The 25,853-nt window shown below is 62.8% G+C and carries 22 protein-coding genes and 1 tRNA gene; 14 read left to right on the forward strand and 9 right to left on the reverse strand.

The genetic code is table 11. From position 1 onward, the window contains the following. Positions 1-100 precede the first annotated feature (100 nt). Complete coding sequence (gene purD / locus GBB18_RS04930; RefSeq protein ID WP_151549875.1) at positions 101-1,390, reverse strand: phosphoribosylamine--glycine ligase; 1,290 nt, start codon at positions 1,388-1,390, stop codon at positions 101-103. A gap of 89 nt (positions 1,391-1,479) precedes the next feature. Between purD and GBB18_RS04935 the strand changes: the two genes are divergently transcribed. After that, positions 1,480-1,902, forward strand: coding sequence for an HIT family protein (locus GBB18_RS04935; protein ID WP_151549874.1), 423 nt, complete (start codon positions 1,480-1,482; stop codon positions 1,900-1,902). Positions 1,903-1,914: 12 nt separating this feature from the next. Next, a complete protein-coding gene (locus GBB18_RS04940) occupies positions 1,915-2,193 on the forward strand; it encodes a 2Fe-2S iron-sulfur cluster binding domain-containing protein (RefSeq protein ID WP_151529801.1) in 279 nt (92 codons plus the stop codon). Here GBB18_RS04940 and GBB18_RS04945 read toward each other — a convergent pair. The 3 genes from GBB18_RS04945 to GBB18_RS04955 form a co-directional block, all read right to left on the reverse strand. Next, positions 2,190-3,584 (reverse strand): cell wall metabolism sensor histidine kinase WalK, encoded by a 1,395-nt coding sequence (locus tag GBB18_RS04945; protein WP_151640928.1) that lies wholly within the window; start codon positions 3,582-3,584, stop codon positions 2,190-2,192. The two genes, GBB18_RS04940 and GBB18_RS04945, sit on opposite strands and share 4 nt — an antisense overlap. A gap of 6 nt (positions 3,585-3,590) precedes the next feature. Beyond that, positions 3,591-4,301: a response regulator transcription factor gene (locus GBB18_RS04950; RefSeq protein ID WP_151549872.1), complete on the reverse strand. Its 711-nt coding sequence runs from the start codon at positions 4,299-4,301 to the stop codon at positions 3,591-3,593. Between the two features lie 140 nt (positions 4,302-4,441). Then, positions 4,442-6,190, reverse strand: coding sequence for a pyruvate dehydrogenase (locus GBB18_RS04955; RefSeq protein ID WP_151640929.1), 1,749 nt, complete (start codon positions 6,188-6,190; stop codon positions 4,442-4,444). Positions 6,191-6,573: 383 nt separating this feature from the next. Here GBB18_RS04955 and GBB18_RS04960 point away from each other — a divergent pair, with 383 nt between their 5' ends. After that, the gene (locus tag GBB18_RS04960) at positions 6,574-7,890 is read left to right on the forward strand and encodes an MFS transporter (RefSeq protein ID WP_151549870.1); all 1,317 of its coding nucleotides are present in this window, start codon (positions 6,574-6,576) and stop codon (positions 7,888-7,890) included. 139 nt (positions 7,891-8,029) lie between these two features. Here GBB18_RS04960 and GBB18_RS04965 read toward each other — a convergent pair whose 3' ends face one another. The 3 genes from GBB18_RS04965 to GBB18_RS04975 form a co-directional block, all read right to left on the reverse strand. Beyond that, complete coding sequence (locus GBB18_RS04965; protein ID WP_151529806.1) at positions 8,030-8,974, reverse strand: diaminopimelate dehydrogenase; 945 nt, start codon at positions 8,972-8,974, stop codon at positions 8,030-8,032. A gap of 267 nt (positions 8,975-9,241) precedes the next feature. Then, on the reverse strand, positions 9,242-10,024 hold the full coding sequence (locus tag GBB18_RS04970; protein ID WP_151640930.1) for a formate/nitrite transporter family protein: 783 nt from the start codon (positions 10,022-10,024) through the stop codon (positions 9,242-9,244). Positions 10,025-10,231: 207 nt separating this feature from the next. Then, a tRNA-Thr gene (locus GBB18_RS04975) sits at positions 10,232-10,304 on the reverse strand. 298 nt (positions 10,305-10,602) lie between these two features. On the opposite strand from GBB18_RS04975, the gene GBB18_RS04980 reads away from it, so the two are divergent. The 5 genes from GBB18_RS04980 to otsB all read left to right on the forward strand — a co-directional run bounded on the left by GBB18_RS04980 (position 10,603) and on the right by otsB (position 15,425). Further along, complete coding sequence (locus GBB18_RS04980) at positions 10,603-12,066, forward strand: threonine/serine exporter ThrE family protein (protein WP_225979241.1); 1,464 nt, start codon at positions 10,603-10,605, stop codon at positions 12,064-12,066. 83 nt (positions 12,067-12,149) lie between these two features. Next, positions 12,150-12,557, forward strand: coding sequence for a hypothetical protein (locus tag GBB18_RS04985; RefSeq protein ID WP_151529809.1), 408 nt, complete (start codon positions 12,150-12,152; stop codon positions 12,555-12,557). 76 nt (positions 12,558-12,633) lie between these two features. Next, the gene (locus GBB18_RS04990; RefSeq protein ID WP_151549868.1) at positions 12,634-14,151 is read left to right on the forward strand and encodes a trehalose-6-phosphate synthase; all 1,518 of its coding nucleotides are present in this window, start codon (positions 12,634-12,636) and stop codon (positions 14,149-14,151) included. Beyond that, positions 14,151-14,621 carry an META domain-containing protein gene (locus GBB18_RS04995; protein ID WP_151550463.1) on the forward strand — a complete coding sequence of 157 codons (471 nt, stop codon included), beginning with the start codon at positions 14,151-14,153 and terminating at the stop codon, positions 14,619-14,621. Before GBB18_RS04990 ends, GBB18_RS04995 begins: the two co-directional genes overlap by 1 nt. A gap of 42 nt (positions 14,622-14,663) precedes the next feature. Further along, positions 14,664-15,425: a trehalose-phosphatase gene (gene otsB / locus GBB18_RS05000; protein ID WP_225979240.1), complete on the forward strand. Its 762-nt coding sequence runs from the start codon at positions 14,664-14,666 to the stop codon at positions 15,423-15,425. Between the two features lie 24 nt (positions 15,426-15,449). Here the strand turns inward: otsB and GBB18_RS05005 are convergent, their stop codons facing one another. Then, positions 15,450-16,586, reverse strand: a complete 1,137-nt coding sequence (locus tag GBB18_RS05005) for a LacI family DNA-binding transcriptional regulator (RefSeq protein ID WP_151549866.1) — start codon at positions 16,584-16,586, stop codon at positions 15,450-15,452. Positions 16,587-16,663: 77 nt separating this feature from the next. Here GBB18_RS05005 and GBB18_RS05010 point away from each other — a divergent pair, with 77 nt between their 5' ends. The 6 genes from GBB18_RS05010 (at position 16,664) to GBB18_RS05035 (ending at position 24,708) form a co-directional block, all read left to right on the forward strand. Then, the gene (locus GBB18_RS05010) at positions 16,664-17,761 is read left to right on the forward strand and encodes a metal ABC transporter solute-binding protein, Zn/Mn family (protein ID WP_151640931.1); all 1,098 of its coding nucleotides are present in this window, start codon (positions 16,664-16,666) and stop codon (positions 17,759-17,761) included. 95 nt (positions 17,762-17,856) lie between these two features. Further along, on the forward strand, positions 17,857-18,555 hold the full coding sequence (locus GBB18_RS05015) for a metal ABC transporter ATP-binding protein (RefSeq protein WP_151640932.1): 699 nt from the start codon (positions 17,857-17,859) through the stop codon (positions 18,553-18,555). Next, entirely contained in the window at positions 18,556-19,437 is an 882-nt protein-coding gene (locus GBB18_RS05020; RefSeq protein ID WP_151640933.1) for a metal ABC transporter permease, read from the forward strand. 388 nt (positions 19,438-19,825) lie between these two features. Continuing rightward, positions 19,826-21,208, forward strand: a complete 1,383-nt coding sequence (locus GBB18_RS05025) for an MFS transporter (RefSeq protein WP_151640934.1) — start codon at positions 19,826-19,828, stop codon at positions 21,206-21,208. A 78-nt stretch (positions 21,209-21,286) separates the two neighbouring features. Continuing rightward, on the forward strand, positions 21,287-22,900 hold the full coding sequence (locus GBB18_RS10840; RefSeq protein ID WP_151640935.1) for an ABC transporter ATP-binding protein: 1,614 nt from the start codon (positions 21,287-21,289) through the stop codon (positions 22,898-22,900). Then, positions 22,897-24,708 carry an ABC transporter ATP-binding protein gene (locus GBB18_RS05035; RefSeq protein ID WP_151640936.1) on the forward strand — a complete coding sequence of 604 codons (1,812 nt, stop codon included), beginning with the start codon at positions 22,897-22,899 and terminating at the stop codon, positions 24,706-24,708. Before GBB18_RS10840 ends, GBB18_RS05035 begins: the two co-directional genes overlap by 4 nt. An 88-nt stretch (positions 24,709-24,796) precedes the next feature. Here GBB18_RS05035 and rlmB read toward each other — a convergent pair whose 3' ends face one another. Beyond that, positions 24,797-25,741, reverse strand: coding sequence for a 23S rRNA (guanosine(2251)-2'-O)-methyltransferase RlmB (gene rlmB, locus GBB18_RS05040; protein WP_151529819.1), 945 nt, complete (start codon positions 25,739-25,741; stop codon positions 24,797-24,799). Positions 25,742-25,853 lie beyond the last annotated feature (112 nt).

The following is a 25,853-nucleotide window of genomic DNA, read 5'->3' on the forward strand; positions in this document are numbered from 1 at the left end:
CACTACTCCACACTTAAGATGAAGGGCTTGTTGGATCACAAGGGGTAGACGGCCCCCGTTTGGGTGGCAGGGCGCTGGGCGCCCTGCCGGTCCCGCATCGCTAGATGCTGATCTCGCCGCGCTGTGCCTTCAGGGCGATATCGCTGCGATAAAAACCGCCCTCGAGCTCGAGGGACTCGATCAGCTCATAAGCCTTAGCCCGGGCGTCTTCCACATCTGTGCCCCGAGCCACTGCGTTGAGCACGCGGCCGCCATTGGCCACGAACTCCCCCGCCTCCGTACGCTTCGTGCCGGCGTGCAGTACATAGGAATCCCCCTCATAATCCACGGCGCCGAGGCCATGGATCACATCGCCCTTCTGCGGTGCGGCCGGATAGCCTGCGGCGGCAAGAACCACGGTCAGGGCCGCTCCCTCATGCCACTCAAGCGGCGGCAGCTCCGCCAGGCGCCCCTGCGCGGTCGCGGCCAGCACCTCGGCGAGCGGAGTTGTCAGCAGCGCCAGCACGGCCTGGGTTTCGGGATCGCCGAAGCGGCAATTGAACTCCACCACGGCGGGCCCCGCACTCCCCCACGCCAGGCCCGCATAGAGCAGACCCGAATAGGGGCAGCCGCGGGCCACCATCTCGCGGGCTACGGGCTCGCACACCTCATCGACGATGCGCTGAACGGCATCCTCCGGCAGCCACGGCAAGGGGGCGTAGGCGCCCATGCCGCCGGTATTAGGGCCCTCATCATTATCGAAGGCGCGCTTGTGGTCCTGCGCCGGCAGCAGCGGCACCACGGTCTCGCCATCGACAAAGCAGAAGAGTGAGACTTCAGGGCCGTCGAGGAAGGATTCCACCAACACCGGATTGCCGGCGTCGAGCACCGAGCGGGCATGGGCCGCCGCCTCGGCGCGGTCACTGGTGACCACAACTCCCTTGCCGCCGGCCAAGCCATCGTCTTTGACCACGTACTGCGGGCCGTACGCGTCCAGCACGGCCTCGATGTCCTCGCTCGACTCGATACGGGTGGCCGTCGCCGTGGCCACCCCAGCGGCATTCATCACATCCTTGGCGAAGGCCTTGGATCCCTCGATCATCGCGGCCTCCTTCGAGGGGCCGAACACGGCGATACCCGCCTCGCGCAGGGCATCACCCACCCCGGCCACCAGCGGGATCTCCGGCCCCACCACCACGAGATCGGCCTGCAACTCGGTGGCGAGCGCGGTGATCTGCGCGCCATCCTCCACGTCGATGGCGGCACCCTCCCATTCGGGATGACACACCGCCAGATCCGTCATGCCATCGCCACCAGGGGCGATGTGCAGATCCGTGACGGAGTCGTCTTTACTCAGTGCCAGCAGTAGGGCGTGTTCGCGGGCGCCCGACCCGATAACCAAGATGCGCATGGCTCTTAGTGTAGCGACCGCACACACACTCAACCCCCCGTCTCGTGTGGCGCCACATTCGCGTAGCGATCTCGTCTAGCCTTGAAGGTATGAGCAGCATTTTCACGAAAATCATTTCCGGAGAACTTCCCGCCCGTTTCGTCTACCGCGATGACCGTGTGGTCGCTTTTCTTGATATTCGGCCTCTCACCTATGGCCACACCCTTGTGGTCCCGGTGACTGAGGTGGATAAGTGGACTGACTTGCCCCAGCCCGAGCTGCGTTCTCTCACCGAACTGGCCCAGCAGGTGGGCCGCGCCCAGATCGAAGCCTTCGGCTGCGAGCGCGCCGGCACCGTGATCGCCGGTTTCGATGTGCCGCACACCCACATTCACGTCTTCCCCGCCAACGCGATGAGCGATTTCAACTTCGGCAACGCCATCGCCGAGCCCGAAGAGGCCAAACTCGACGAGGCCGCCGCCAAGCTACGCGCGGTGCTCGACACCGACGACAACGGCTACCCCCACCGCTAAGGGGACGCGACCATGGCACATACCACCGTCGAGCTCGACGGCGAGGACTACAGTTTCGACTGGCCCGCCGACACCACGTTGTTGAGCGCCATGCTCGACGCCGGCATCCCGGCACCCCACTCCTGCACGATGGGCCAATGCGGGGCCTGCCAATGCACGCTCGAAGGCGGGGAATCGCATATGGACAACAACGCCGTGCTCGATGACTATGACGTGGCCGATGATCAGCGTCTCGCCTGCCAAACTAAACGCGACTCCGAAGGCCCCTACGAGGTCAGTTATCTCTTCTAGGCGTCGGGATCAGGGGTGCGGGGCAGGCGCACGCTAAAGACGGCGCCGCGCCCCTCGGCGGTGTCGAGGCTGATCTGCCCCTGGTGGGCGTCGACAAGCGAAGAGACGATCGCCAAACCGAGCCCGCTGCCGCCCGAGGCGCGGGACCGAGACGTATCGGCGCGATAAAAACGCTCGAATACATGCTGGGCGTCGTGCTCATTCATCCCTGGGCCACAATCGGCCACACTGATCTCCACCTGCTCGGGGGTGGACTGCACCCGCACCGTGATGGGTTCGGCGCCGTGAGCACGGGCATTATTGAGAAGATTCACCAGCACCTGCCGGATCTTGTCGGCGTCCACCGTCGCCCGCGCGGGGCCTGAGGCCGCCACGGTGATTTCGGCGTCACGATAGTCGCCAACCACCCGCTGACACAGCTCCACGAGGTCTGTGTCCTGCAGGTTCAAAGTCATGCCCTCCGCCCGGGCGAGGGCCAGCAGCCCCTCCACCAACTCGCTCATGCGGTCGGCCTCTTCCCGCACCTTCGCCACGACCCGATCCGGGTCATTCATCGCCCCCGATTGATAGAGCTCCGCATAGCCGCGCACGCTGGTCAGCGGGGTGCGCAGCTCATGCGAGGCATCGCCAACGAAGCGGCGCATCTGCTCTTCCTTGTCCTGGGCGGCGGTGAGCGAGGACTGCAACTGCTCCAGCATGGTGTTCATCGCGGCGCCAACCTTGCCCACCTCCGTGGAGTGGGAGGTGTACTGCACGCGCCGATCGAGATCGCCGCCGGTGATGGCTTCTGCGGTATCGGCCACATTGCGCAGCGGCTGCAAAGAACGATGCACCACCACCGCGGCGATACCAGCCGCTGCCAGCAGCACCATCACGCCAATGCCCCATTGCGCGGTGCGCAAATTCCGCAGCAGCCGCTCCTCGTCCGCCACCGAGCGCGCCACCACTGTGATACTGCGATTATCGCCGATCGCCACCACCCGCCACTTCGATTCATCTGCCGAACCAGGCGAGGCGCCCACGGTAAAGGGGCCTTCCCCGATGCGCACCATGGACAAATCGGGGGAGGAATTCGAATCGTTATAGCGCACCGAGGTGCCATCGCTAAAGATCTGCTCCACATAGAAGCTCGAAGGCGGGCGGGGCTGGGTGGATTGGGAGGAATAGAGCTCGCTATTGCTGGCCCAGCCGCTCGCGGCACCCACCAGCTGGCCATCTACCTCGTTATAGGCGAAATTCCGCATGATCGAATTCACCGCGGTGGCGCTGGCGATCATGCCCACCCCCATGATGGCGACCACAATGAGCACCACAGACACCCGTAAGGGCAGGCGCTGGGGACGACGCCACCAGCGGGGCTGATTCTCCTCGGCGGAATAGGCGGAAGCCATGGGCTATTAATCCTTCGGAACGCGCAGAATATAGCCGACGCCGCGGACAGTGTGGATCAGGTGCGGCTCGGTGGTATCGAGTTTGCGGCGCAGATAGGAGATATAGGATTCCACCACATTGCCATCGCCGCCGAAATCGTAGTTCCACACGGCGTCGAGGATCTGGGCCTTCGACAGCACGATCTCGGCATTGTCCATGAGATAGTGCAGCACGTTGTATTCGGTGGGAGAAAGCTCCACGACCTCGCCGGCTTTGCGCACCTCGTGGGTGTTATCGTCCAGCTCGAGATCGGCGTAGCGCAGCACCGGCCGCTGCCCGGCGCGCCCTCCAGGCTCTGCGGGCTGGCTGCTCTGGGAGCGACGCAGGATCACCCGCAGCCGCGTGACCACCTCCTCCAAGGAGAAAGGCTTGGTCACATAGTCATCGGCACCGAGGGTTAGCCCACGGATCTTATCGGGTACCTCATCCTTCGCGGTGAGGAAGAGCACTGGGGCGTCATTGCCTTGGGCGCGGATAGTCGATAGCAGCTCGAAGCCGTCCATATGCGGCATCATCACATCAAGGATGAAGGCATCCACCTGCTCGGTTTTGAGCTTCTCCAGCGCTACCGGCCCGGAGTAGGCGGTGACCACGGTGAAGCCTTGGAACTTCAGCGATACGTCGAGCAATTCGACGATGTTCGGTTCATCGTCCACAACCATCACTGTCACACTCATGGCTTCTATTCTGCCCTAGCCTTTCGCCATGGTTGAAGTGGAGGTTGCCGCTGGGGTGGCCGGGGGCTGCACTCGAGGCCCACCGGCCCCTGCCTTGCAGCGCGAGAAGGCAGGGGCGCGGGGCCGGGGCGGAGAGGTGCTTAGAGGTGCTTGACGCTGGGGCCGATATTGCGCAGGTTGGCGCGAGCCAAGTTCACCATGCGCCCCACGCCGCCACCGAAGACGGTGCGGGTAGCCGCCTTGGAGAAGCCCAACAGCATGTCCATGGTGATGTTCGGCGGGATGGACAGCGCGTTCGGATCGGTGACCACATCGATGAGCACGGGGCCGTCATAGGCTAGGGCCTCGGCCAGCTTGGGCTGTACATCCTGCGGATCTTCGATGCGCACGTGCTTGATGCCGATGGCCTCGGCGATCGCGGCGTAGTTCACACCCTCATGGTCGGTGTCGCTTTCCGGCAGCCCCTGCACGAGCATTTCCAGCTTGACCATGCCGAGAGAGGAGTTATTAAACACCACCGTCTTGATCGGCAGGTTGTGCAGCTTCACGGTCAAAAGCTCGCCCATGAGCATGCCGAGACCGCCATCACCGGACATGGAGATCACCTGGCGCTCGCGGTCGGCGGCCTGGGCGCCGAGGGCCTGCGGCAAGGCGTTGGCCATGGTGCCGTGGCGGAAAGAGCCGAGCAGCGTGCGCTCACCCGTGGGGTTGTTGATGTAGCGGGCGGCCCACACATTGCACATACCGGTGTCCACGGTGAACACGGCGTTATCATCCGCCAGTTCATCGAGGACATCGGCCACATACTCGGGATGAATGGGCTTCAATTCCTCCACACCCGTGGTGTAGGCATCCACGATGTCATTGAGCTTGGTGTAGTGCTCCTTGAGTATCTTGTCGAGGAAGCTGCGATCCTTCTTTTCCTCCACATGCTCCAAGATATTTTCAATGGTGGCCTTCACATCGCCCACCACCGGGTAGTGCACCGTGGTGCGGCGGCCAATGTTTTCGCCCTTGATATCCACCTGAGCCACGTTCTTCTTCGGCAGGAAGTCATCGTAGGGGAAGTCGGTGCCCAAGAGAATGAGCAGCTCGGCCTTATCGCAGGCATCGTGGCAGGCGCCATAGCCCAGCAGACCAGACATACCCACGTCATAGCTATTGCCGTGCTGGATATACATTTTGCCGCCGAGGGCGTGACCGATCGGGGCCTTCACCTTTTCCGCGAGGGCAAATACCTCCTCGCGGGCGTCGGCGCAGCCGGCACCGCAGAACAGCGTCACCGTATCGGCCTCATTAATGGCCTCCACCAGCCGAGCGGCATCCGTGGGGTTCGGGTACACCACGGAGCGCTTGGAGGTGACCGCGGAGTCCAGCCAGCGCGTGTCCTCTACCTCTTGGGTGGAGACATCGCCGGGAATAATCAGCACAGACACACCCTTGCCGGCCAAGGTGGACTGCACGGCGTGATGCGTAATGCGGGCGCCCTGATCGCCGCTGAAGACGGTCTCGCAGTAGCCGGAGGCCTGGCGGAAAATCTCGGCCGGCTTGGTCTCTTGGAAGAAGTTGGACCCGATCTGGGCCGCAGGGATGTGCGAGGCCAAAGCCAGCACCTTCGCCCCATTGCGGTGGGCATCCATCAGCCCCTGAATGAAGTGGGTATTACCCGGGCCGCAGGAGGCGGCGCACACGGCGAGCTCACCAGTAACGAGGGATTCGGCCCCGGCAGCAAACGCTGCGGCCTCCTCATTGCGTACGTGCACCCATTCAATGCTGGACGAGGACACGGCGTCCACGATGGGGTTCAAGCTATCGCCGACGATGCCAAACATGCGCTTGACACCGAGATCTTCCAAGTATTTCACCAATACCTGTGCGTATGAAGCCATGACTATTCTCCTTATAGGTTTCTGTGCGGGGATTATTGGGGGCCGCTGAGCGTGCAGCGCAGCTGCAGTAGGGCCTCCACCCCGCTCTACTGTGCCCCTTTCCCGCGCCCCGCGCTAGGGCCCCGCCCGCGCCCAGCGGACCCACCGGCCCAGATTCTCGGCTGTGTGCTGGTTTTTTATTCCTTGCCGTGCCGCTGATCACACATCCGAGCTGCCGGCGGGCTGCGGCGGCGCGGTGGTCTGCGCACCGGCTAGGGACTGCGCAGCACAGAGCGCTTGTTATTCTGAGCCTTGGCACTCACTTAGTACCGGAAAGCTATCTGTTTTCGCGGAATGGGCGAAAAGCCCCCGGCACCTAATTTTTCGTAGAGGACACACGCATCATGGGCACTCGCCGCACCACATCGCGCACCGATTCCACCACTGTCTTCTGTTGGGGGCTCTGGGACTGGGGATCGGCCGCCTTCAACGCTGTGCTCGTCACCTTCATCTTCGGGGTGTATCTCACCGACTCGGTGGGCCAGACGCTCAGCGGATCCACCCCAGCATCGTCCTATTTGGGCTGGGCAATCGCGCTCGCTGGGGTGGCCATTGCCCTGCTGGCTCCCATTGTGGGGCGCCGGAACGATGTGCGCGGCACGCGTCGACGCGCTCTGCTGTTGTGGTCAGCAGTGACAGTGGCGCTCATGGCCAGCTTGGCTTTTATCCGCAATGATCACCCCATCTATTTCTGGGTGGGCATCACCATCATGGGTCTGGCAAGCATTACGTTCCAGTTCGCGGAGGTCAATTACTTTGCGCAGCTGGGGCAGGTCTCCACCAAGGCGAATGTGGGACGAGTATCCGCCTTCGGCTGGTCCATGGGCTATTTCGGCGGTATCGTGCTGCTGCTCATCTGCTTCTTCGGGTTTATCTCCGGCGATGGCGGGCTGCTGAGGCTACCCACCGAGGGCGGCTTCAACGTGCGTATGGTGGCACTACTCGCGGCCGCCTGGTTTGGGGCCTTCGCGCTTCCCACCTTGCTGCGCGTCCCTGAGATCGAGCCACAGCCTGAGGCGCACACACCGCGCGGGGTGGTGGATTCTTATAAGGACCTCGGCCGGGTGATCGCCCAGCTGTGGCGCAGCGACCGTCGAGCGGTCTTTTTCCTCATCGCCTCCGCGGTCTTTCGCGATGGGCTCGCCGCCGTCTTCTCCTTCGGAGCGGTCCTCGCCGTCACGGTGTATGGATTGGGCGCAGACGACGTCATCCTCTTCGGTATCGCCGCCAATGTGATCTCCGCACTCGGGGCCTTAGGCGCCGGCTGGCTGGACGATCGCTTCGGCCCGAAGCCGGTGATTCTCGCATCGCTGGGGCTGATGGTGCTCGATGGGATCGCCCTCTTCTTCGCTGAGGGACCTCGCGCCTTCTGGATTCTCGGGCTGATCCTGTGCTTCTTTGTCGGCCCCGCCCAAAGCGCATCGCGGTCCTTTTTGCAGCGGCTGAGCCCCGCTGGCCGCAATGGGCAAATGTATGGTCTCTACGCCACCACCGGGCGCGCCATCAGCTGGCTCGCCCCCGCCCTCTTCGCGCTGTTCGTGGCTCTGTCCGGCAGCGATCGCGCGGGCGTATTGGGCATCGTGGTCGTACTCGCCGCCGGGGCGCTGCTCCTGCTACCGGTACGCCAACCCGAGTTGGACCACAGCAGCCAGCCCGCCTAGCGGCGCTATAAGCCCCAGCGCAGAAAAACCGGAGCCTCACGCTATCTCGAGGGGAATAGACACCTCGGAATAGCGGGCTCCGGTGATTGCATGTGCATACGGCCTGAGAGCAGGCCGCATGCTGAGCTATGCTCGCGGTTTAGACCTGAGCGATGAGCTCCTCCAGCGGGGTGGCGGAGAGCAGGTAGGGGGCGACCTCAAGCACGGTGAACGCGCCGGTCTTGCCCTGCTCAGCCAAGCGGTGTGCAGCGCGGCCATAGGCCACCATCACACCACCGGTGAAGTCGGGGTTACGCTCCAGCTGCAGCTTGTATTCCACAAGGTGCTCGGAGAAACCGGCGTGACCGTGGCTGATCACATAACCGCCGTGCGGCATGCCGGTGTGCTCGGCATCGAAGGTGGCCTCATCAATGAAGTTCACCTCTACCTCGTAGCCGACGAAGTAATCCGGCATGGTGCGGATCTCTTCCTCAATACGTGCGTGCTCGGACTCGTCTGCAACGACCCAGCACTGACGCTTGTGCACGGCCTCAACCTGCTCGCCATTGCGGGCCTTCTCCAGCACCTCGGCGTCCGGCAGGGTGTACTGCACAGCCTTCTTCACGCCCTCGATACGACGCAGCGCATCGGAGTGGCCTTGGGACAGGCCCGGGCCCCAGAAGGTGGACTGCTGGCCATTGATGAAGGAGCCAGCCATCACACGGTTGAGGGAGAACATACCCGGATCCCAGCCGGTAGAAACGACGGCGACGTTCTCGCCCTGCTTCGCAGCAGCATCCATATCGCGGTAGTGGCGCGGGATGTCGTGGTGGTTGTCATAGGTGTCCACCGTGGTGAAGTGCTCAGCGAACTTCACGGCCTGCTCGGGGATATCGGTAGCGGAACCGACGCACAGGAACAGCACATCGATCTGATCCTTGTAGTCCTCCACCTTGTCCACGGGGAAGACTGGGGTGTCGGTATCGAGGCTATCGCGGCGGGTGAAGATTCCGGCCAGCTCCATGTCGGGCTGATCGTTGATGATCTTCTCCACGCTCTTACCAAGGTTTCCGTAGCCGACGATGCCGGCGCGTACAGTGCTCATTGTCTCTCCTTCAATAGTTTGACTTCTTGAGATAAGCACACGCTACATGGATTCCGGCGCTCTGCCCACTTTTTCTCCGTGCCACTATCCTCTAGCTGCAAGAATTTCCCTGTTCACCTATAGAAAAGGGGTCTAGAGTGGTGAGCTATTTCACATTTTTTCGCTTATCGACGCCACCCTGCCGCCCCACACACCCCGAAAACGAGAACTAGGCCCCTCACTCACGAATGAAGGAACAGGGGCCTCGGGTGTAGCTGCCGCGACAGATTAAGAGCGAGGGTGGCTAAGCATCAGCCCGATAAAGAGACCGGCGCCACCGATGAGATTGCCGACGGTAGCCCACAGGATGTTGTACACCATCCCGCCGAGGCCATAATCCGCCCCGGCGAGCAGACCGGCCGGCATGTAGAACATATTGGCCACGCAGTGCTCGAAGCCAAGGAGCACGAAGAGCATGATCGGGAACCAGATGCCGAAGAGCTTGCCCACGGTGTGGCGGGCGGCCGTGGCCATGAGCACGGCGGCACAGACGAGAACGTTACAGAGGATGCCCTTGACCACGATGCTGCCCGCGCCAGCGTGAGCCTTCTTATCGGTGAGCGTGAGCAGGAAGTCGGTCATCTGAGCGTCGAAAAGCCCAGATTTAATAGCGGCCGCAGCGATAGCGAAGGCGCCGACGAAGTTGAAGAGATAGACGATGCCCCAGTTGCGGAGCATGGCACCCCACGAGAAACGGCCGCGCAGCGGTCCGGCCGCCATCATGGTGTTCGAGGTAAAGAGCTCCATCCCGAGGAGCACGATCGCCATCAGGCCAACGGGGAATACCGCCGAACCCAAAAAGCGCAGCAGCCCGATGCTATCGGCCTCCGACTGCGGGGCGGCGAGAATGACATTGCCCACGGCCCCGAGGCTAATGGCGGCGCCGGCGAAGAAACCCAGAATGATCAGCGATACCAACGGCTTGGCTGCCTTGGCTTTGCCCGAGGCTAGCGTGGCATCCACGACCTCGACGGGGGTGGCAGTAGGTGCTGGTGCAACGGCAGTGGACATGCGGGAACAACCCCTTCATAGTCGTGGACAATAGGCGATAAAACAACACTGACCACGCCCGTGACCATGCACGGCACGTTCGCAGCCGTAGACATTCTATTTTCCTAGGCTACTCTCAGGAAAACCAGCAGGTACTCAGGAACCCCACCCGCACACGATTGAAGGCCAGCTGCGAACGCGACGCGCTCACACCTGGCCTTCAGGTTGAGCTGGAGACGAGACTTGAACTCGCAACCTACGGTTTACAAGACCGTTGCGCTACCGATTGCGCCACTCCAGCACATACATACACCGCCTGTATAGGCAGCGAGGTACGAGGCACGATATTACAGTCCAGCGGCCGGGATTTCCAAGCCAGAACCGCCGCGAGGTGGCGTCGTCACGCTACCGCGGACGGGCGCGTGTCTAAGGCTCCACAAAAGTAGGGTGTGCGCAGTCTATATGCGCCAGATGCCCAGGCGCGTTAGACTGCCAATCTGCGCAGTACAACGCCTGAATTTCCGGATTCCGCCTCGCCGGCGGACGGCTGTGCGCGCTCTCCCCTATCATTCGCCACCAGAATGGGAAGTTCCACCTCCGTGACTAGCGTTTACTCTCGTTTTAAAGAGTGGGTGTTCCCCTCGGGCCGCGTGGCCACCATCGACGCCTCGCAGGCCGCCGCGCCGCCCTCCCCGCTCGCACCTATTGACCTCACCGATGCCGACCAAGTGGCCTTCGTGATGGACGTCGCCATCCGTATCGGCGATATTCTGCTCTCTTCCGGCACCGCCAATAACGATGTGAAATCGCAGATCCACACCGTGTGCTCGTCCTATGGCCTGCACTACTGCCACGTGGACATCACGATGAACACCATCACCGTGTTCTCCCACGTGGGCGGCAAGCGTCGCCGGCCGGTGAGCGCCTTCCGCGTGGCCGGACGCATCGACGTGAACTTTTCCAAGCTGAGCGACGTCGACCGCCTTATCCGCTCTATCCAGGCCGGCGCCACCCCACCGGAAGTGGCAGACAAGATCCTCACCGAGATCATCGCCGCCCCGCCGCCCTATGGCGCCAAGATTTCGGTGCTGGGCTGGGCCTCGATGGCGGCCGCCGTCTCGGTGCTGCTCGGCGGTAATGCCTTGGTGGCCTCGCTCTCCTTCGCCACCACCCTGGCCATCATGGTGATTAATATCCTGCTCGACCGGCAGGGCATGCCCTCTTTCTTCCAAAACGTCTTCGGCGGCTTCGTCGCCACCCTGCCCGCCGCCTTTGGCTATCGCCTAGCCACCGAATTGGGCTGGTCCTTCAACCCCAGCCAGGTCATTGCTACCGGCATCATCGTGCTGCTGGCCGGCCTGACCCTGGTGCAGGCCCTTCAAGATGGCATCACGGGCGCGCCCGTCACGGCCTCTGCCCGCTTCTTTGAAACGATGCTCATCACCGGCGGCATCATCGGTGGCGTCGCCCTCGGCATCGAGGTGGCCTCCACGATGGGCGTCGAACTGCCGCCGATTCAGACCTCTCCCCCGCTGCAGTTCTCCTCCTCGGTGGTGAAGGTGGCGGCGGGTTCACTCGCCGCGGCGACCTTCGCGGTGGGCTCCTATGCGGAATGGTCGACCGTGGCGGTGGCCTGGCTTACCGGCGCAGCCGGTTTCTCCCTGCACCTGCTGGTACTGCAGCCGCTCGGAGTGGGGGCGCTGACCTCCACGGCCATGTCCGCCACCATGATCGGCTTGGCCGGCGGCCTGTTGGCCCGCCGATTCCTGATCCCGCCGCTGATCATCGCCATCTCCGGCGTGACCCCCTTCTTGCCGGGTCTAGCGGTCTATCGCGGCATGTACTCCATGCTGAATGAGCAGCTGATCAACGGCTTCACCTATATCGCTCTGGCAGTCGCCACCGCCGGTGGGCTCGCTGCGGGCGTGGTGTTTGGTGAGTGGATTGCCCGCAAGCTGCGCCGCCCGCCGATCATGCGTGCCTATCGCGCTATTCGCCACCCCCGCCGCTACAGCACCGCGACGACGACAACGCAGCCCCACTCCGGTATTGACCCCGTCTAGGCTGCACGTCCGCGCCACCCATGGCGTATAATTGCTTCCTTGACGTCTGTTTACGCTTTCTCTTATTTCTCACAGGAGGATCCTTGCCACCCAAGGTGACTGACACCCGTTCCACTGCCGCCGAGTCGCTGCACGCGGTTGAAAAGGAGACAGCCGAAGCCGCACGGAAGATCGTGTCCAGCTACTCCGAAGACTTCCTCGACGCTGTCACTCTCTCGTGCATGCTCGGAATCGAACCAGAGGGGCTGATCTACTCCAAGGTGGCCGCCGAGTTCGAGGAGCCGGAAGAGAAGAAAGCAACCAAGAAGGCTACGAAGAAGGCCAGCAAAAAAGCCTCCAAGAAGTCCTCCAAGAAGACCACGCGCAAAAAGGCTACGAAGAAAGCGTCGAAGAAGGCCAGCAAAAAGGCCACCAAGAAGTCCTCCAAGAAGACCACGCGCAAAAAGGCTACGAAGAAAGCCAGCTCCAAGGCCACTAAAAAGGCCACCTAGACCCTAGCGTGGCGTCGTCGCTGAGCGGAAGGAACGATGCCGCGAACCACCTCCGCTTGAGAAGTAAGGCCCGCCCGTGTCCAGCGCTAGCAGTGAACGCTATTCCTTTATCGTCGTTGCCAACCGACTCCCCGTAGATCTCGAGCGCGACTCGAAAGGCAATCAACGCTGGGTTCCCAGCCCCGGCGGGCTGGTCTCTGCGCTGACCCCCGTGCTCGCTGCCCATGAGGGCGCGTGGGTGGGCTGGCCCGGCATCCCAGATGTTTCGCCCGAGCCGCTGCACTCTGAGAAGGGCTATGATCTCCACCCCGTTACGCTGCGCCAGCGCGACTTCGAGGAGTTCTACGAGGGCTTTTCCAATGCCACTCTCTGGCCGCTCTACCACGACCTCATCGTCACCCCCGAATATCATCGCCACTGGTGGGAGACCTACCGCGAGGTGAACCTGCGCTTCGCCGAAGCCACCGCCGCCATCGCCGAAGAGGGCGCCACCGTCTGGGTGCAGGACTATCAGCTGCAGCTGGTCCCCGGCATCCTGCGCCATCTGCGCCCCGATCTCACCATCGGGCTCTTCTTACACATTCCCTTCCCCTCCCCCGACCTGTTTCGACAGCTGCCGTGGCGCGAGGAGATCGTGCGCGGCATGCTCGGCGCCGATGTAATCGGCTTCCACTTAGACCGCGATGCCGCCAACTTTGTCCACCTGGCCCGTAGCGTCGGCGGGCTCGCCGGCTCCCATACCGGCCAGCCCGATGAGCTCGCTATCAGCGAGTACTGCGCCGACGGAGAGTGCGACCTTGACACGGATGTCTCCGCACAAGAACACCACTGCTACCGGGCCACGGTGACCACCGCGACCGACCGTAGCGTGCGCATCGGTTCCTTCCCGATCTCGCTCGATACCTCCGACATCACCGCCGCTCTCAACTCGGCGGATGTGCCCGCCCTACGCTCCCGGCTCGGCGACCCCGAGGTACTGATCCTGGGCGTTGATCGTCTGGACTACACCAAGGGCATCGAGGCCCGCCTCGACGCCTGCGAGGAACTATTCGACACCGAGGCGCTCGATCCGGCCAGCACCGTCGTGGTTCAGGTGGCCACCCCTAGCCGCGAACGCATCGAGCACTATCGCACCACCCGCGCCCGCGTGGAACACACGGTGGGCCGGATTAATGGCCGCTTCGGCGAGATCGGCCGCCCCGTGGTGCACTATCTGCATCACGCCGTGGACAAAACGGAGCTGGTCAATCTCTACGCCGCTGCCGATATCATGCTGGTGACCCCGCTAAAAGACGGCATGAACCTGGTGGCCAAAGAGTATGTGTGCGCCCACCCCGAAGGCGATGGCGCACTGGTGCTCTCCGAATTTGCGGGTGCCGCCGCGGAATTGCACGACGCCTATCTGTGCAATCCGCACGATATCGAATCGATCAAACGCGCCCTGCTCTCTGCAGTCCGCGATCTGCGAGACGATTCCACACAGAGCAAGGAGCGCATGCAGGCAATGAACCACACCGTCATGGAACATGACGTGCACTACTGGGCCGAGTCCTTCCTCTCTGCTCTCGCCACTCCGGCTGGGGGTGAGAAGTGATGCGTCCCTATGCGGCGATAGCTACAGTCCTCTCGCTCATCCTGCTCAGCGGCTGCGGCAGCGAGGAGCGCCCGGAGAGCCCGATCACTGGGCCTGCGTGGTATATCACCGATGTGTACACCCAGCCGGATTCGCCCTCCCAGCTGCCCGATTCCATCGCCGGCCAGGCCGTTATGTCGCTGGGCGAACACACGGTCGCCGGCGATACCGGCTGCGCCCCCTTCCAGGCCGAGGTGCACTACTCCCACGATGGGGAGGGCTCGACCTCTGCCGACGCCACCCACCTGCGTTTCGATCATCTGCGCATCGACGACCCCACCTGCGAGGGTGCCGCCCAGTACTTCCATGAGCACATCGTTTCCCTGCTCAACAGTGAGCTCGACATTGAGTACAAGGAGTCCAGCCTGCTGCTGCGCTCTTCTGCTGAAGAGATCGACGCCCCCGCCCTACGGCTTACTTCTGCACTCTAAGTGGGTCTCATGCGCAAAGCGCCGTCGGTACACTAGGGCCCTATGGCTATGAGCAGCATGACCGACCGCATTATCGACGCCGCCAAGAGCATCAAGCTCCTCGTGGTCTCTGACTTCGACGGCACGATCGCCGGTTTTGCCGACGATCCCACGCAGGTGCCCATCAACACACGCACCATGCACACCCTCGAGGAGCTCGCCCTTTTGCCCAATACCTTCGTGGCTATCCTGTCCGGCCGCGACCTGGACAATCTCACCTCCCTCGTGGAGCTCAACGCCCCCATCATGCTGGTGGGCTCGCATGGCGCTGAATCCTCCTCCTCACCGGTGACGCTCAGCGACGAGCAGGTCACTGTTCTGCAGCGCTGCACCACGGCGCTCGAGGCAGTGGCCGAGGACTATCCCGGCGCGTATGTTGAGCGCAAACCCTTCCACCGCGTCTTCCATGTGCGCCGCATGGACAACCCCGAGAAGCGCGAGAACGCCTTGGCCCGCGCCCGCGAGGTGCTCTCCGGTGAAGATGTGATTGTCAAGGGCGGCAAGAACATCATCGAGCTGGCGATGCTGGACATCAACAAAGGGACATGGATCGATGCGGTGCGCGAGCAGCTGAACTGCGATTGCGTGGTATTCGCCGGCGATGATGTCACCGACGAGGATGGCTTCCGCGCCCTGGGCGACTTCGACCTGGGTGTCAAAGTGGGAGCGGGTGAGAGCGCAGCACATATGCACCTCGAGGACGATCTCGAGGCCGTTGCCGATATGTTCACCGCCCTCTACGAGGCACGCCGCGACTATAAATAGTGCTCCAACGGTCGGCGGCGGGGCCTAGGACCGTGGCGGGGCAACGGTGGAGCCCTCGTTGAAGGTGGTCTCCAATTGCACCCGAATGGATTCCGGTTCCGCGCCGCCCTCGGCGGCGTCGATGACTGCACTGAGCAGCTCGCCGGTGGTCTTGCCTTTGAGTTTATTGGGCTGGATCACCGTGGTGAGGTTGCGCAGCAATGCCACGGCGGTGCCATCGAAGCCAGTGACCGAGAGATCCTGAGGTACCGAGAGCCCCTGGGAGCGGGCATACTCGAGCACCCCGATAGCCATAGAATCGGTGGTGCACAGCACCGCAGTGAGCTCGGGATGAGAGCTCAGTAGCTCGCGGGCGGCGTCGACATTGTTCTCGTGATCGTTGATATGGCGCTCCACAATCGGCACCGTCGCCGGATCGATACCGGCGGCCGCCAGCACATCGAGTGCGCCGCGCACTCGATCTTGCTGCACATTCATGGTGGCGGTGCGCAGGCGCTGCTCATCGACCATGCCGTCATGACGCACATTGGCCAAGCGGATACAGAGGATGCCGATCTTCTGGTGGCCGGCGTCGATCAGCGCCTGGGCGGCCGGGGCGATCGCGTCGTAGTCATTAATACCCACATAGGGCAGGTCCTCATACCGGTCGGGTTGATCGCAGACCACCAGCGGCAGTCCGCGCTGCCGCGCCGCATGCAGATAAGGATCAGCAGCGGAGACGGAGTAGACCACAAATCCGTCGACAGAACTGGAGTTCACCACTCCCGCGGCGAGGTCCTTATCCTCGCTGGTTTCTGGACCACAGGGCACGAGGGTGAGAGCCACATCGCGACCGACGGTGGATTCCGCGAGCCCGGCGAGAAAGTCCACCGAGGCGGAATCTTCGAAGGCATAGGGCAGGTGCTCGGTAAGGAGCACGCCCACGTTGCCTGTCTTCTTCATCCGCAGCGAGCGGGCGGTGGGGTCGGGGCCGGTATAGCCCACGCGACGCGCGGTGGCCAGTATCTTTTCGCGCAGTGCCTCAGAGAGCTGTTCGGGGTGATTATAGGCATTCGACACCGTGGTGCGGCTGATGCCGAGTTCCGCCGCTATGGAGGCAAGAGTCCCTCTACTGCCGGTGCTACTGCGCCCGTTATTACGCCTGCGAGAGTTGGTGGCCATAGCCAAAATCTAGCACGCCGCCCATTTTCACTGATTTCCAGTTGACAATGCTTTTCAGTACACGTTCACTGTTGAGTATGAAGCACCTAAAAGCCCTCATTGGTATCGCCAGTGCCAGTGCCCTTGCACTAGCCGGATGTTCCTCAGCCTCCGATTCGGCCGACTCTAGCTCGGCCTCGGATTCCAGCAAGAATGCTGACGCCATCACCATCGTCACCTCTACCTCCATCTGGTCCGATGTGGCCGACGAGGTAGTGGACAGCGACGACGTCACCATCACCCCGATCATCGATGGCGATGGCATCGATCCCCACTCCTTCGAACCCACCGCCTCTGACATGGCCAAGGTTGAAGAAGCCGACTATGTCATCGTCGGTGGCGGCGGCTACGACGCCTGGCTCTACAACGCCCTCGATAACAACGACAAGATCATCCACGCCCTGCCGCTCACCGAGCACCACCATGACCACGACCACGGTCACGATCATGGGCACGACCACGGCCATGAGGGCGAGGACGCCCACGACCACGACCACAGCCACGAAGGCGAAGCTGCCCACGACCACGGCCACAACCATGAGGGCGAAGCTGCCCACGACCACGGCCACGGCCACGAAGGCGAAGACGGCCACGACCACGACCACAGTCACTCCCTCGTTGGAGCCGCCGAGAACGAGCACTCCTGGTTCAACCCGAAGCTCGTGATGTCCGTGGCAAACGATTTGGACCAGCGTCTGGAGAAGGATCACCCTGAGGTTGATGCGGATGCACAGCGCGTCGATAAGCGCATGGACAGCCTGCACGATCAGCTTCACGAGCTGCCGCACATTCACTTCCTGCAGACTCACCCGATCGCAGACCAGCTCTTCCTGCACACCGAGTTCCACGATGTGACCCCCAAGGATTACCGCAAGGCCACCCTGAACCACTCGGAGCCCTCGGCAGCAGCCCTCGCCGAAGCGCTGGAGACTGTCAACGGTGGCGAGGTGGAGCTGATGGTCGATACCCCGGAGACCTCCACCGAGTACACCGAGCGCCTGCGCGACGCCGCGGGGGAGCAGGATATTCCGATCGTGGAAATCACCGAGACCCCCGCACAGGGCGAGAACTTCTTCGACTTCCTCGACAACATCGTCAAGGAGCTGAAGGAGAAGGCCGAACAGATTAAGAAGTAGGCCAGCCCCTCTTTCACCTACCTCAACGCCAACCCGCCAGCCCTGGGACGATCATCGCCTCAGGGCCGGCGGAGACGAAGGCTAGAATTGCAGCAATGATTCTTTCGCTGACTAGCGCGGCGGTCACTCCCCTATGGCACGATCTTTCTTTTGATCTCGCGCCAGGGGAGTTTCTGGCCGTATTGGGCCCCAATGGTGTGGGAAAATCCACGCTGCTCCACGCCATCATGGGCAACCGAGCACTCTCCTCAGGCTCGATCTTCGCAACCAATAAGATCGGCTACATTCCCCAGCAGCGAATGTTTGATCCCGAGCTGCCACTGCGCGCCCGCGACCTGGTATCGCTGTCCTTGGCGCACGGGGTGCTGCGGCATCGCCGCCCCCGGGCCGGCCAAGTTGATGAGCTCCTCGACATGGTGGGGGCAAGCGGCTTCGGTTCGACACGCGTGGGTCGACTCTCCGGCGGACAGCAGCAGCTGATTCGTCAGGCGCAGGCTTTTGGCGGCAACCCCGAGCTGCTGCTCTGTGACGAGCCCTTGCTCTCGCTCGACTTCCGCGCCTCGAGCGCGACGGTGCAACGCCTAGATGAGCGGCGCCGCGCCGGCATGGCGGTGGTGTTTGTGACGCACTCGATTAACCCGATTCTCTCGGTCACCGACCGCGTGCTCTACATCGGCCCCAGGGGCCACACCTTGGGCACCGTCTCTGAGGTGATGCGCTCTGAAATTCTTAGTGAGCTATACGGAACCAAGGTCACGGTCGCCGAGGTCGATGGCCGTTTGGTGGTGGTGTAAATGACTATCTCTACTCTCATGGAAGACACCGCCTACCTGCTGAGCGTCGGCTTCGTGCAGGATGCGCTCATCGCCGCCGCCCTGCTCGGCATCGTCTCCGGTGTGATGACACCTTTGATTGTGCTGCGGCAGATGTCCTTTTCTGTGCATGGCACCTCGGAGCTCGCACTGATGGGCGCCTCCGCCGCACTATTGGCCGGAATCAATATCGGCATGGGAGCCGTGGTGGGCTCCGTGATCGCCGCGGTTGTCTTGGCACTTTTGGGCATGAAACGCCAAGACAGCGCCGTGGGCGTGGTGATGAGCTTCGGCATGGGCCTGTCCGTGCTGTTCATTCACCTCTACCCCGGTAAAACCTCGACTGCCTTTTCCCTTCTCACGGGCCAAATCGTGGGCGTTTCCTCCGCCTCGCTGTGGCTTCTTGCCGCCGTGGTCGTGGTCGTGGTGGGGGCCGTGGTGATTTTCTGGCGGCCCCTACTCTTTGCCAGCGCCGATCCGCAGCTGGCCGCCGCGAGCGGCATCCCCACCCGCTGGGTGGCTGTGGGCTTCGCAGTTCTGGTTGGCCTCACCGCCGCCCAGTCGGTGCAGATTGTGGGTGCCCTGCTCGTGATGAGCCTGCTCATCACTCCCGGCGCGGCAGCCGTGCAGATCACCTCCCACCCCGTGCGGGCCGTGATCTATTCCACCCTGTTTGCGGAAATATCTGCGGTGGGCGGCATTATTCTCTCGCTCGCCCCAGGCCTTCCCGTCTCGGTCTTTGTCACTACGCTGTCCTTTCTCATCTATCTCGTATGCCGCGGCATCGGCGCGGTTCGGGGCCGCCGCATCACCTCGGCGGAACACACGCAGTACATACAGGAACCGCACTGCGATCCCCGCTAAAGCCCAGCTAAATCCCTATTAAGGCCCCGCTAAGGCAGCATCTTTGTGTTGAGTGCACGACCGCAGCGTTTCGAACGCTCGGCGTGCACTTTTCGCTATCCCCTTCCCCTCGCCCTGCCCCCTCACTCACTCCCGATGCACACCGCACGCGCCGCGACAGCGATGCTGGTGCACAGCGGATAAATATTACAAATCAATAACGTTTGCTAGTGTTTAGTGAGTCAGCGCACAACATGCGCGACAACGCGGGCTAGATAACCCTCCCTCAGGGTGCTCTGGACTCGCGATTCGACCTCCCATGTCATGCATCCCGCAGTTGCTTGGGAGGGCGGCTGAAAATATACTTGCGTCAATTTCCATAAATCCCTCCTACCTCACGGATATACATATGGCACACGAACCACACACTCAGGGCATTTCCTTTGCCGAGCGACGCCGCGTCCTCGCGGCCACCACTATCGGCACTGCCATCGAGTGGTATGACTATTTCCTCTATGCCGCGGTTGCCGGACTGGTGTTTAAGACCACCATGTTCGGCTCCCTCGAGGGTGGATTGGCCACGGTCATCGCCTTCCTCACCGTTGGCCTGTCCTTCCTCTTCCGCCCCCTGGGCGCCTTCCTCGCTGGCCACTACGGTGATCGCGTCGGCCGCCGCGTAGTACTCATGATCACCCTCTTCGCCATGGGCTTGGCCACTACCCTCATTGGCCTGTTGCCCACCTATGAGACCGCCGGCATCTGGGGCCCGATCCTGCTTATTACCCTGCGCATCATCCAAGGAATTTCCGCCGGTGGTGAGTGGGGCTCGGCAGTGCTGCTGGCCGTTGAGCACGCCCCGAATAATAAGCGCGGCATCTACGGCGCCGGCCCGCAGATCGGTGTGCCTTTGGGTCTGCTGATGTCCTCGGCTGCGCTATCGATGATGACCTATATCGCACCCGGTAATGCCTTCATGGAGTGGGGCTGGCGCATCCCCTTCCTCTTCTCCATCGTGCTGGTGGTGATCGGCTACTTCGTGCGCCGCGGGGTAGACGAATCCCCGGTGTTCTCCGAGATCGCCGAACGCAAGCAGGACGAAGTGACCAACCCCATCGGTGTGCTCTTCAAGAATTTCCTCCCCGTGGTCATCACCGGCGCCCTCATCTTCGCCGGCAACTCCGCCGTGGGCTATATGACGGCCGGCGGCTACATTCAGAACTACGCCAGCGACAATGTGGGCATTGAACGCTCCGTGGTGCTCAATGCTGTGACCGTCTCGGCGTTCACGTGGATGATCTTCACTCTGTTCGCGGGCTGGGTCTCGGACTATATCGGCCGTCGCGGCACCTATCTCATCGGCTTCGTGCTGCAGGCCGTGGGTGCCGCTGCCCTCTTCCCGCTCACCAATACCGGCGATGTGAGCAAGCTCTACATGGCGCTCATTCTGCTCACCGTTGGCCTCGGCCTGACCTATGGCCAACAGTCCGCCATGTACGCCGAGCTCTTCCCCGCCTCTATCCGCGCCTCGGGCGTGTCCATCACCTACGCCTTCGGCTCGATCGTGGGCGGCGCCTTCGCCCCGACCATCGCTGCGGCGCTGGTGGGCGCCACCGGCACGACCTTCGCTGTGAGCGTCTACCTGGTCGTCGCCTCGTGCGTTGGCTTCTTCTGCGCGTTCATCCTGCGGGAACGAGCCGGCATTCCCTTGACTCCCACCCACGAGTCGCGCCAGTCCGAAAGCCACTTCCGTTTCCAGCCGGCCCCGCAGACAGAGTCCGCCACCGTGTCCTAACACCCTGCTGTGCTCGCATGCCGAGCACAGAGCAACCTTTAGTGCGCTATCTCACTATCGTGTTGTAGCTTGGGCATTATGGCTCGGACATCTTTTTCTCAGCTCACGAGGCCGCGCCCGCTTCCTACGTGGCTGTGGTTCGCGCCCACGAACCCACCCGAGGAAGAAGAGATCGCCCTCGTTCGCTCTGCGGCAGAAGGCCCGTGGCCGGGTAATACTCGCGCCACGTGGCGCGCCTTCTTCTCCTTCCCCAAGGTCACCTCGCTTTCGCTGGCCTTGGGGCTTTTGATCACCCCTCTGTCTGTCGTGGTCTCACGCCTGCTTGGTGTCATCACCGATCGTCTCCTCGGCGAGGCCATCTCCTTTACAGAGGTGCTCATTCCCCTACTGATCATCGTGGTTCTCTACGTCATCAGCTGGATCGCCGAGATACACAGCGCCGCCTTCGTGGAGCTAGGGCGTGTCCGTCTCGTGCACCGCATCCGTAATGCCGTGGTTGAGCGGCTCTTAAGCGCCCATGATCTGCACACATCACCGGGCACGGTGATGAACACCATCGACGAGGACTCCCACACCGTCTCGCTAACTAAGTATCTCAATACTTTCCCGCTGCAGATGGTGATGATGCTCCTCGCCACCACGATCGTGGCGATTCCCATCGACTACCGCCTAGCCCTGCTTATCCCCCTCGGTGGCCTCACCACTCTCGCCGCCTCGATGTACACCGGCCGGTTCATCACTCAGGTTGCGTCCTCGCGCCGCACCGCTGAGGCTCACGTTGTCTCCTTAGGCACCGATTTTGCCCAGGGCTCCCGCGTGATCAAGGGGCTCGGCGCGGTCGATACCTGCGAGAAGCGATTCGATGAGGCCGCCACCCACTCGCTGCGGGCCATGCTTCACGACGCTCGCATCGCGTTTTATGCCTCGCTTGCCCGGCAGTTCGTCCCCGTGGTGTTCATTGTGGCCTGCGTGGCTCTGGCCGGAACCTTGGTGAGCTCGGGCGATATCACCGCTGGCGAGTTCATGACGATCATGCTCAGTGCCCCACCGGCACTATTTATCAGTGGTAAGGCCCTGGGGCTCTCGGTGGAAACCGTGGCCCGCGCCAGCACCTCCGCCGGCCGTATTCACCAGCTCGTGGCGGGCTTCGATACCACGAGCGCCGCACAGCGCTACACCACTACCTCCGCCACCGGCCTGGTCGTGGCCGATAGCGATCCCGGCTGGGCAGGGCTGCGGGTGCCGCATGTGAGCACCATTTTCGCCACGAGCCTGCGGGAAAACTTGGACCCCGAGCACAGCCACGGCGACGCGGAACTACGCCACGCCCTCGACGTCGCCTGCTGTGAAGACATCGTGCGCCGCCTCGGCGGCTATGGGCCCCATGGCGAGCTGCCCACCGGGGCCATCGGCGAGGCCGGGTTGAATCTCTCGGGCGGGCAGCGCCAGCGCATCGGCGTGGCCCGCGCCGTACTCAGCGACGCCGAGGTACTCATCTTCGATGAACCCACCACCGGCCTCGACGCGGTGACGCTCTCGCGGGTGATACACAACGTGAAGCAGCAACGTGCCGCCCAGCTCACCGTGGTGATCAGCAGCTCGCGGGCATGGCGCCACGCCGCCGATCGCATCCTCGCTGCCGAGGACACACCCGCTCGCGCTGCGACCCAGGACAAGGAGGACGCCTCATGAGCCAGAGCGAGAATCTTGGGGCCGATGCTCTCGCCCCCGCTACTCCCCGCGAGAGCCTGCGCTATCTGCGTAGCCTGCGCGCCTATCCCCGCCGCTGGTGGTGGGCACTGCTGGTGGCCGTGGCGATTGTGACGGTGGCGGCGCAAAACCTCAGCTCCGTCATCATGGGCCGCTCCATCGACGTGTTCTCGGGGCGCTCCTTCAGTATTTTTGGCTCCGGCCCCTCCGCGGTCACCTGGGCACTCATCGCCATCGGCGCGCTCACCCTAGCCCGGATGTTCACCACCGAGCTCGTGGTCTATATGTTGTCCATTCTCACCCGCACGGTCTCGGTTGAGCTGCGCCAGCGCTGTCTTTCGGCCGTGCTCCGCGCCCCCGCACCACGCATTCTGGAGCTCGGCACGGGCAATGTGATCACCCGTCTGACGCGCGATATCGATAACCTCTACCGCACCGTCACCATGGTTGGGGCGCGGCTGGTGATCACCCTGGTGATGTTTCCGCTCACGCTCATCGCCACGGTGGCGATCCACCCCGCGTTCCTGCTGTGCTGGGTGCTCGTGGCCGTGCCCGTGGGGCTATTTTTGCGCCGCTCGCTCAGCGAGCTACCCGCCGCGGTCAACCGTGCCGCTGCCGCCGAAGCGCAGCGCAATAACGTGCTCCTCGACTCGATCCGGGGTTTCGACACTATCCACAACTATGGTTTGTCCCGCTGGGCCCGTCACCGCATGACTACTACCTCGTGGCAGGTCATCAACGCCGAGCGCATCATCATTCCTCTCAATGCGCGCATCCTCAGCGGCGGCTATGTCGGATTCTCGATTCTTTTGCTCTCCACCACCGCATTGGGCGCGTGGATGGCGGTGCAGGAGATCATCACCCCCGGCCAAGCGGCTGCCGTGATCCTCCTGGCGTTCCGCATGGAAATTCATATTTTCAATGTGCTCGACTTCGCCAGCATGATCCAATCGGCCTCTACCTCCTTGGGCCGCGCGGTGTCCTTGGCGCTGCTCAGCGGCCAGGACAAGGACGATAACGAGGAGGATCTCACCACCCCTCCCGCGATCACCGTGGAGAATCTGAGCTTCAGCTATGACGGCGGCCAATCGAATGTGATTGAACCCCTCAACCTCACGCTCGAGGCCGGCAGCACCACTGCGCTCGTGGGCACCTCCGGCGCCGGAAAATCCACCCTCGCCCAGTTGCTGAGCGGGCTGCTCGAGCCCAGTGGCGGCGCCATCTACGTAGACACCCCCACCGGCCGCATCAACACCGCGGAGGTCTCGCACAACTGGGTGGCGCGACATATCAGCATGGCCAACCAGGAAATGCACGTCTTCTCGGGCACCTTGCGAGAGGATTTGCAGCTTGCTCGGCCCGGCGCGAAAGACGCAGAGCTCATGGCGGCTCTGGCGGCCGCAGGACTGCAGCCGCGGTCTCCGCTCTGGCAGCGCTGGCTGCCCCAGGGACTCGACACCAAGGTCGGTGCTGGGCACGAGGACCTCGCCCCAGAGGTGATGCAGCAGATAGCGCTGGCCCGGATCAGTTTGGTGGATCCGCCCGTTCTCATCCTGGACGAGGCCACCTCGGAGGCGGGCTCGGACTATGCTCAAGATCTCGAGGCCGCCGCCCAGCGCGCCGTCGAGGGCCGCACCGCCTTGGTGATCGCACACCGGCTCGATCAATCCCGCAGCGCTGATCGCATCCTCGTCATGGAGCAGGGCCGCATCATCGAAGACGGCACGCACGAGGAGCTCATCGCCAATGGGGAGCACTACGCCAGCCTCTATGCCCAATGGGCAGGCTAGCCCCGCGCGGATATCCTCTTCGCAGCACGCAGCAGCGCCTCCCGAATAAACACCGGGAGGCGCTGCTGCGTAGTGCTGCGTTTTGCTACTAGTGGCCGACGCGGCGTTGGCGGGCGAACTCGCTGAGCACCACGCCCGCTGCCACGGAGGCGTTGAGTGATTCCACCCACTCCGCCATGGGCACGGACATCAGGGTGTCACAGTTCTCCCGCACCAGCCGAGAAATACCCTTGCCCTCAGAGCCGACCACGATCACCACGGGAGTGGTGCCATCGTAGGTATCGAGGGTGTGATCGCCGCCGGCATCGAGGCCGACGACCTGGTAGCCATTGTCTTGGAAGGTCTTGACGGTGCGCGTCATGTTCGTCACCTTCGACACGGGCACGCGGGCGGCCGTGCCCGCGGAGCTACGCCAGGTCACGCCCGTGACGTGGGTGGAACGACGCTCTGGAATCACTACCCCGTGGCCACCGAAGGCTGCCACCGAGCGGATAATCGCACCCAGGTTGCGCGGGTCAGTGATGTTATCCAAACACACCACCATGCCCGGTTCGGGGAGTGCGGCGATCTCGGCGATAAGGTCCTCCACGTTTTTGTAGCTATAGGGCTCGATGAGCAGGCCAATACCCTGGTGCAGGCCATTGCCGGTCATCTGATCCAGCTCGGGGCGCGGCACCTCCACGATGGCGATGTCCTTGGACTTAGCCAAGGTGACGGCCTCGTTGAGGCGCTCATCATAGGCGGTTCCCGCCACCACGTATAGAGTCTGGGCGGGTACCTTGGCGTGTAGGCACTCCACCACCGGGTTGCGGCCTACGACCAGCTCATCCACGGTGGTCTTTTTAAAGTGGCGGCCCTGATCGCGGCGCTTCTTTTCCTGCTTGGCCTTATAGGCCTTGTGGTACTCGCGGTCCTCGGCCTTCGGGGTGGGGCCCTTGCCGCGCAGAGCCTTGCGCCCCAAACCGCCGCTGCCCTTGGGCGCGCCCTTCTTATTAGATTTACGAACGCCGCCGTGCCGGTTCTTCTGTCCCATGATTGTTTCTATTCCTCACACATCGTCTCGCGCACACCGCGGGTGCCTTCTCCAGGGCGCAACGCCGCGTATGCGATGAACTGTCACTGGGCTCGCATCTACGGTGGCGCCG

The organism is Corynebacterium sp. 11A (assembly GCF_008930935.1).
Classification (GTDB): Bacteria; Actinomycetota; Actinomycetes; order Mycobacteriales; family Mycobacteriaceae; genus Corynebacterium; species Corynebacterium megadyptis.

What these genes read in the sequence shown, in the direction of transcription:
- purD (WP_151549875.1), bottom strand. Translation starts at nt 1,390, where the DNA reads ATGCGCATCTTGGTTATCGGGTCGGGCGCCCGCGAACACGCCCTACTG.
- GBB18_RS04935 (WP_151549874.1), top strand. Translation starts at nt 1,480, where the DNA reads ATGAGCAGCATTTTCACGAAAATCATTTCCGGAGAACTTCCCGCCCGT.
- GBB18_RS04940 (WP_151529801.1), top strand. Translation starts at nt 1,915, where the DNA reads ATGGCACATACCACCGTCGAGCTCGACGGCGAGGACTACAGTTTCGAC.
- GBB18_RS04945 (WP_151640928.1), bottom strand. Translation starts at nt 3,584, where the DNA reads ATGGCTTCCGCCTATTCCGCCGAGGAGAATCAGCCCCGCTGGTGGCGT.
- GBB18_RS04950 (WP_151549872.1), bottom strand. Translation starts at nt 4,301, where the DNA reads ATGAGTGTGACAGTGATGGTTGTGGACGATGAACCGAACATCGTCGAA.
- GBB18_RS04955 (WP_151640929.1), bottom strand. Translation starts at nt 6,190, where the DNA reads ATGGCTTCATACGCACAGGTATTGGTGAAATACTTGGAAGATCTCGGT.
- GBB18_RS04960 (WP_151549870.1), top strand. Translation starts at nt 6,574, where the DNA reads ATGGGCACTCGCCGCACCACATCGCGCACCGATTCCACCACTGTCTTC.
- GBB18_RS04965 (WP_151529806.1), bottom strand. Translation starts at nt 8,974, where the DNA reads ATGAGCACTGTACGCGCCGGCATCGTCGGCTACGGAAACCTTGGTAAG.
- GBB18_RS04970 (WP_151640930.1), bottom strand. Translation starts at nt 10,024, where the DNA reads ATGTCCACTGCCGTTGCACCAGCACCTACTGCCACCCCCGTCGAGGTC.
- GBB18_RS04995 (WP_151550463.1), top strand. Translation starts at nt 14,151, where the DNA reads ATGCGTCCCTATGCGGCGATAGCTACAGTCCTCTCGCTCATCCTGCTC.
- otsB (WP_225979240.1), top strand. Translation starts at nt 14,664, where the DNA reads ATGGCTATGAGCAGCATGACCGACCGCATTATCGACGCCGCCAAGAGC.
- GBB18_RS05005 (WP_151549866.1), bottom strand. Translation starts at nt 16,586, where the DNA reads ATGGCCACCAACTCTCGCAGGCGTAATAACGGGCGCAGTAGCACCGGC.
- GBB18_RS05010 (WP_151640931.1), top strand. Translation starts at nt 16,664, where the DNA reads ATGAAGCACCTAAAAGCCCTCATTGGTATCGCCAGTGCCAGTGCCCTT.
- GBB18_RS05015 (WP_151640932.1), top strand. Translation starts at nt 17,857, where the DNA reads ATGATTCTTTCGCTGACTAGCGCGGCGGTCACTCCCCTATGGCACGAT.
- GBB18_RS05020 (WP_151640933.1), top strand. Translation starts at nt 18,556, where the DNA reads ATGACTATCTCTACTCTCATGGAAGACACCGCCTACCTGCTGAGCGTC.
- GBB18_RS05025 (WP_151640934.1), top strand. Translation starts at nt 19,826, where the DNA reads ATGGCACACGAACCACACACTCAGGGCATTTCCTTTGCCGAGCGACGC.
- GBB18_RS10840 (WP_151640935.1), top strand. Translation starts at nt 21,287, where the DNA reads ATGGCTCGGACATCTTTTTCTCAGCTCACGAGGCCGCGCCCGCTTCCT.
- GBB18_RS05035 (WP_151640936.1), top strand. Translation starts at nt 22,897, where the DNA reads ATGAGCCAGAGCGAGAATCTTGGGGCCGATGCTCTCGCCCCCGCTACT.
- rlmB (WP_151529819.1), bottom strand. Translation starts at nt 25,741, where the DNA reads ATGGGACAGAAGAACCGGCACGGCGGCGTTCGTAAATCTAATAAGAAG.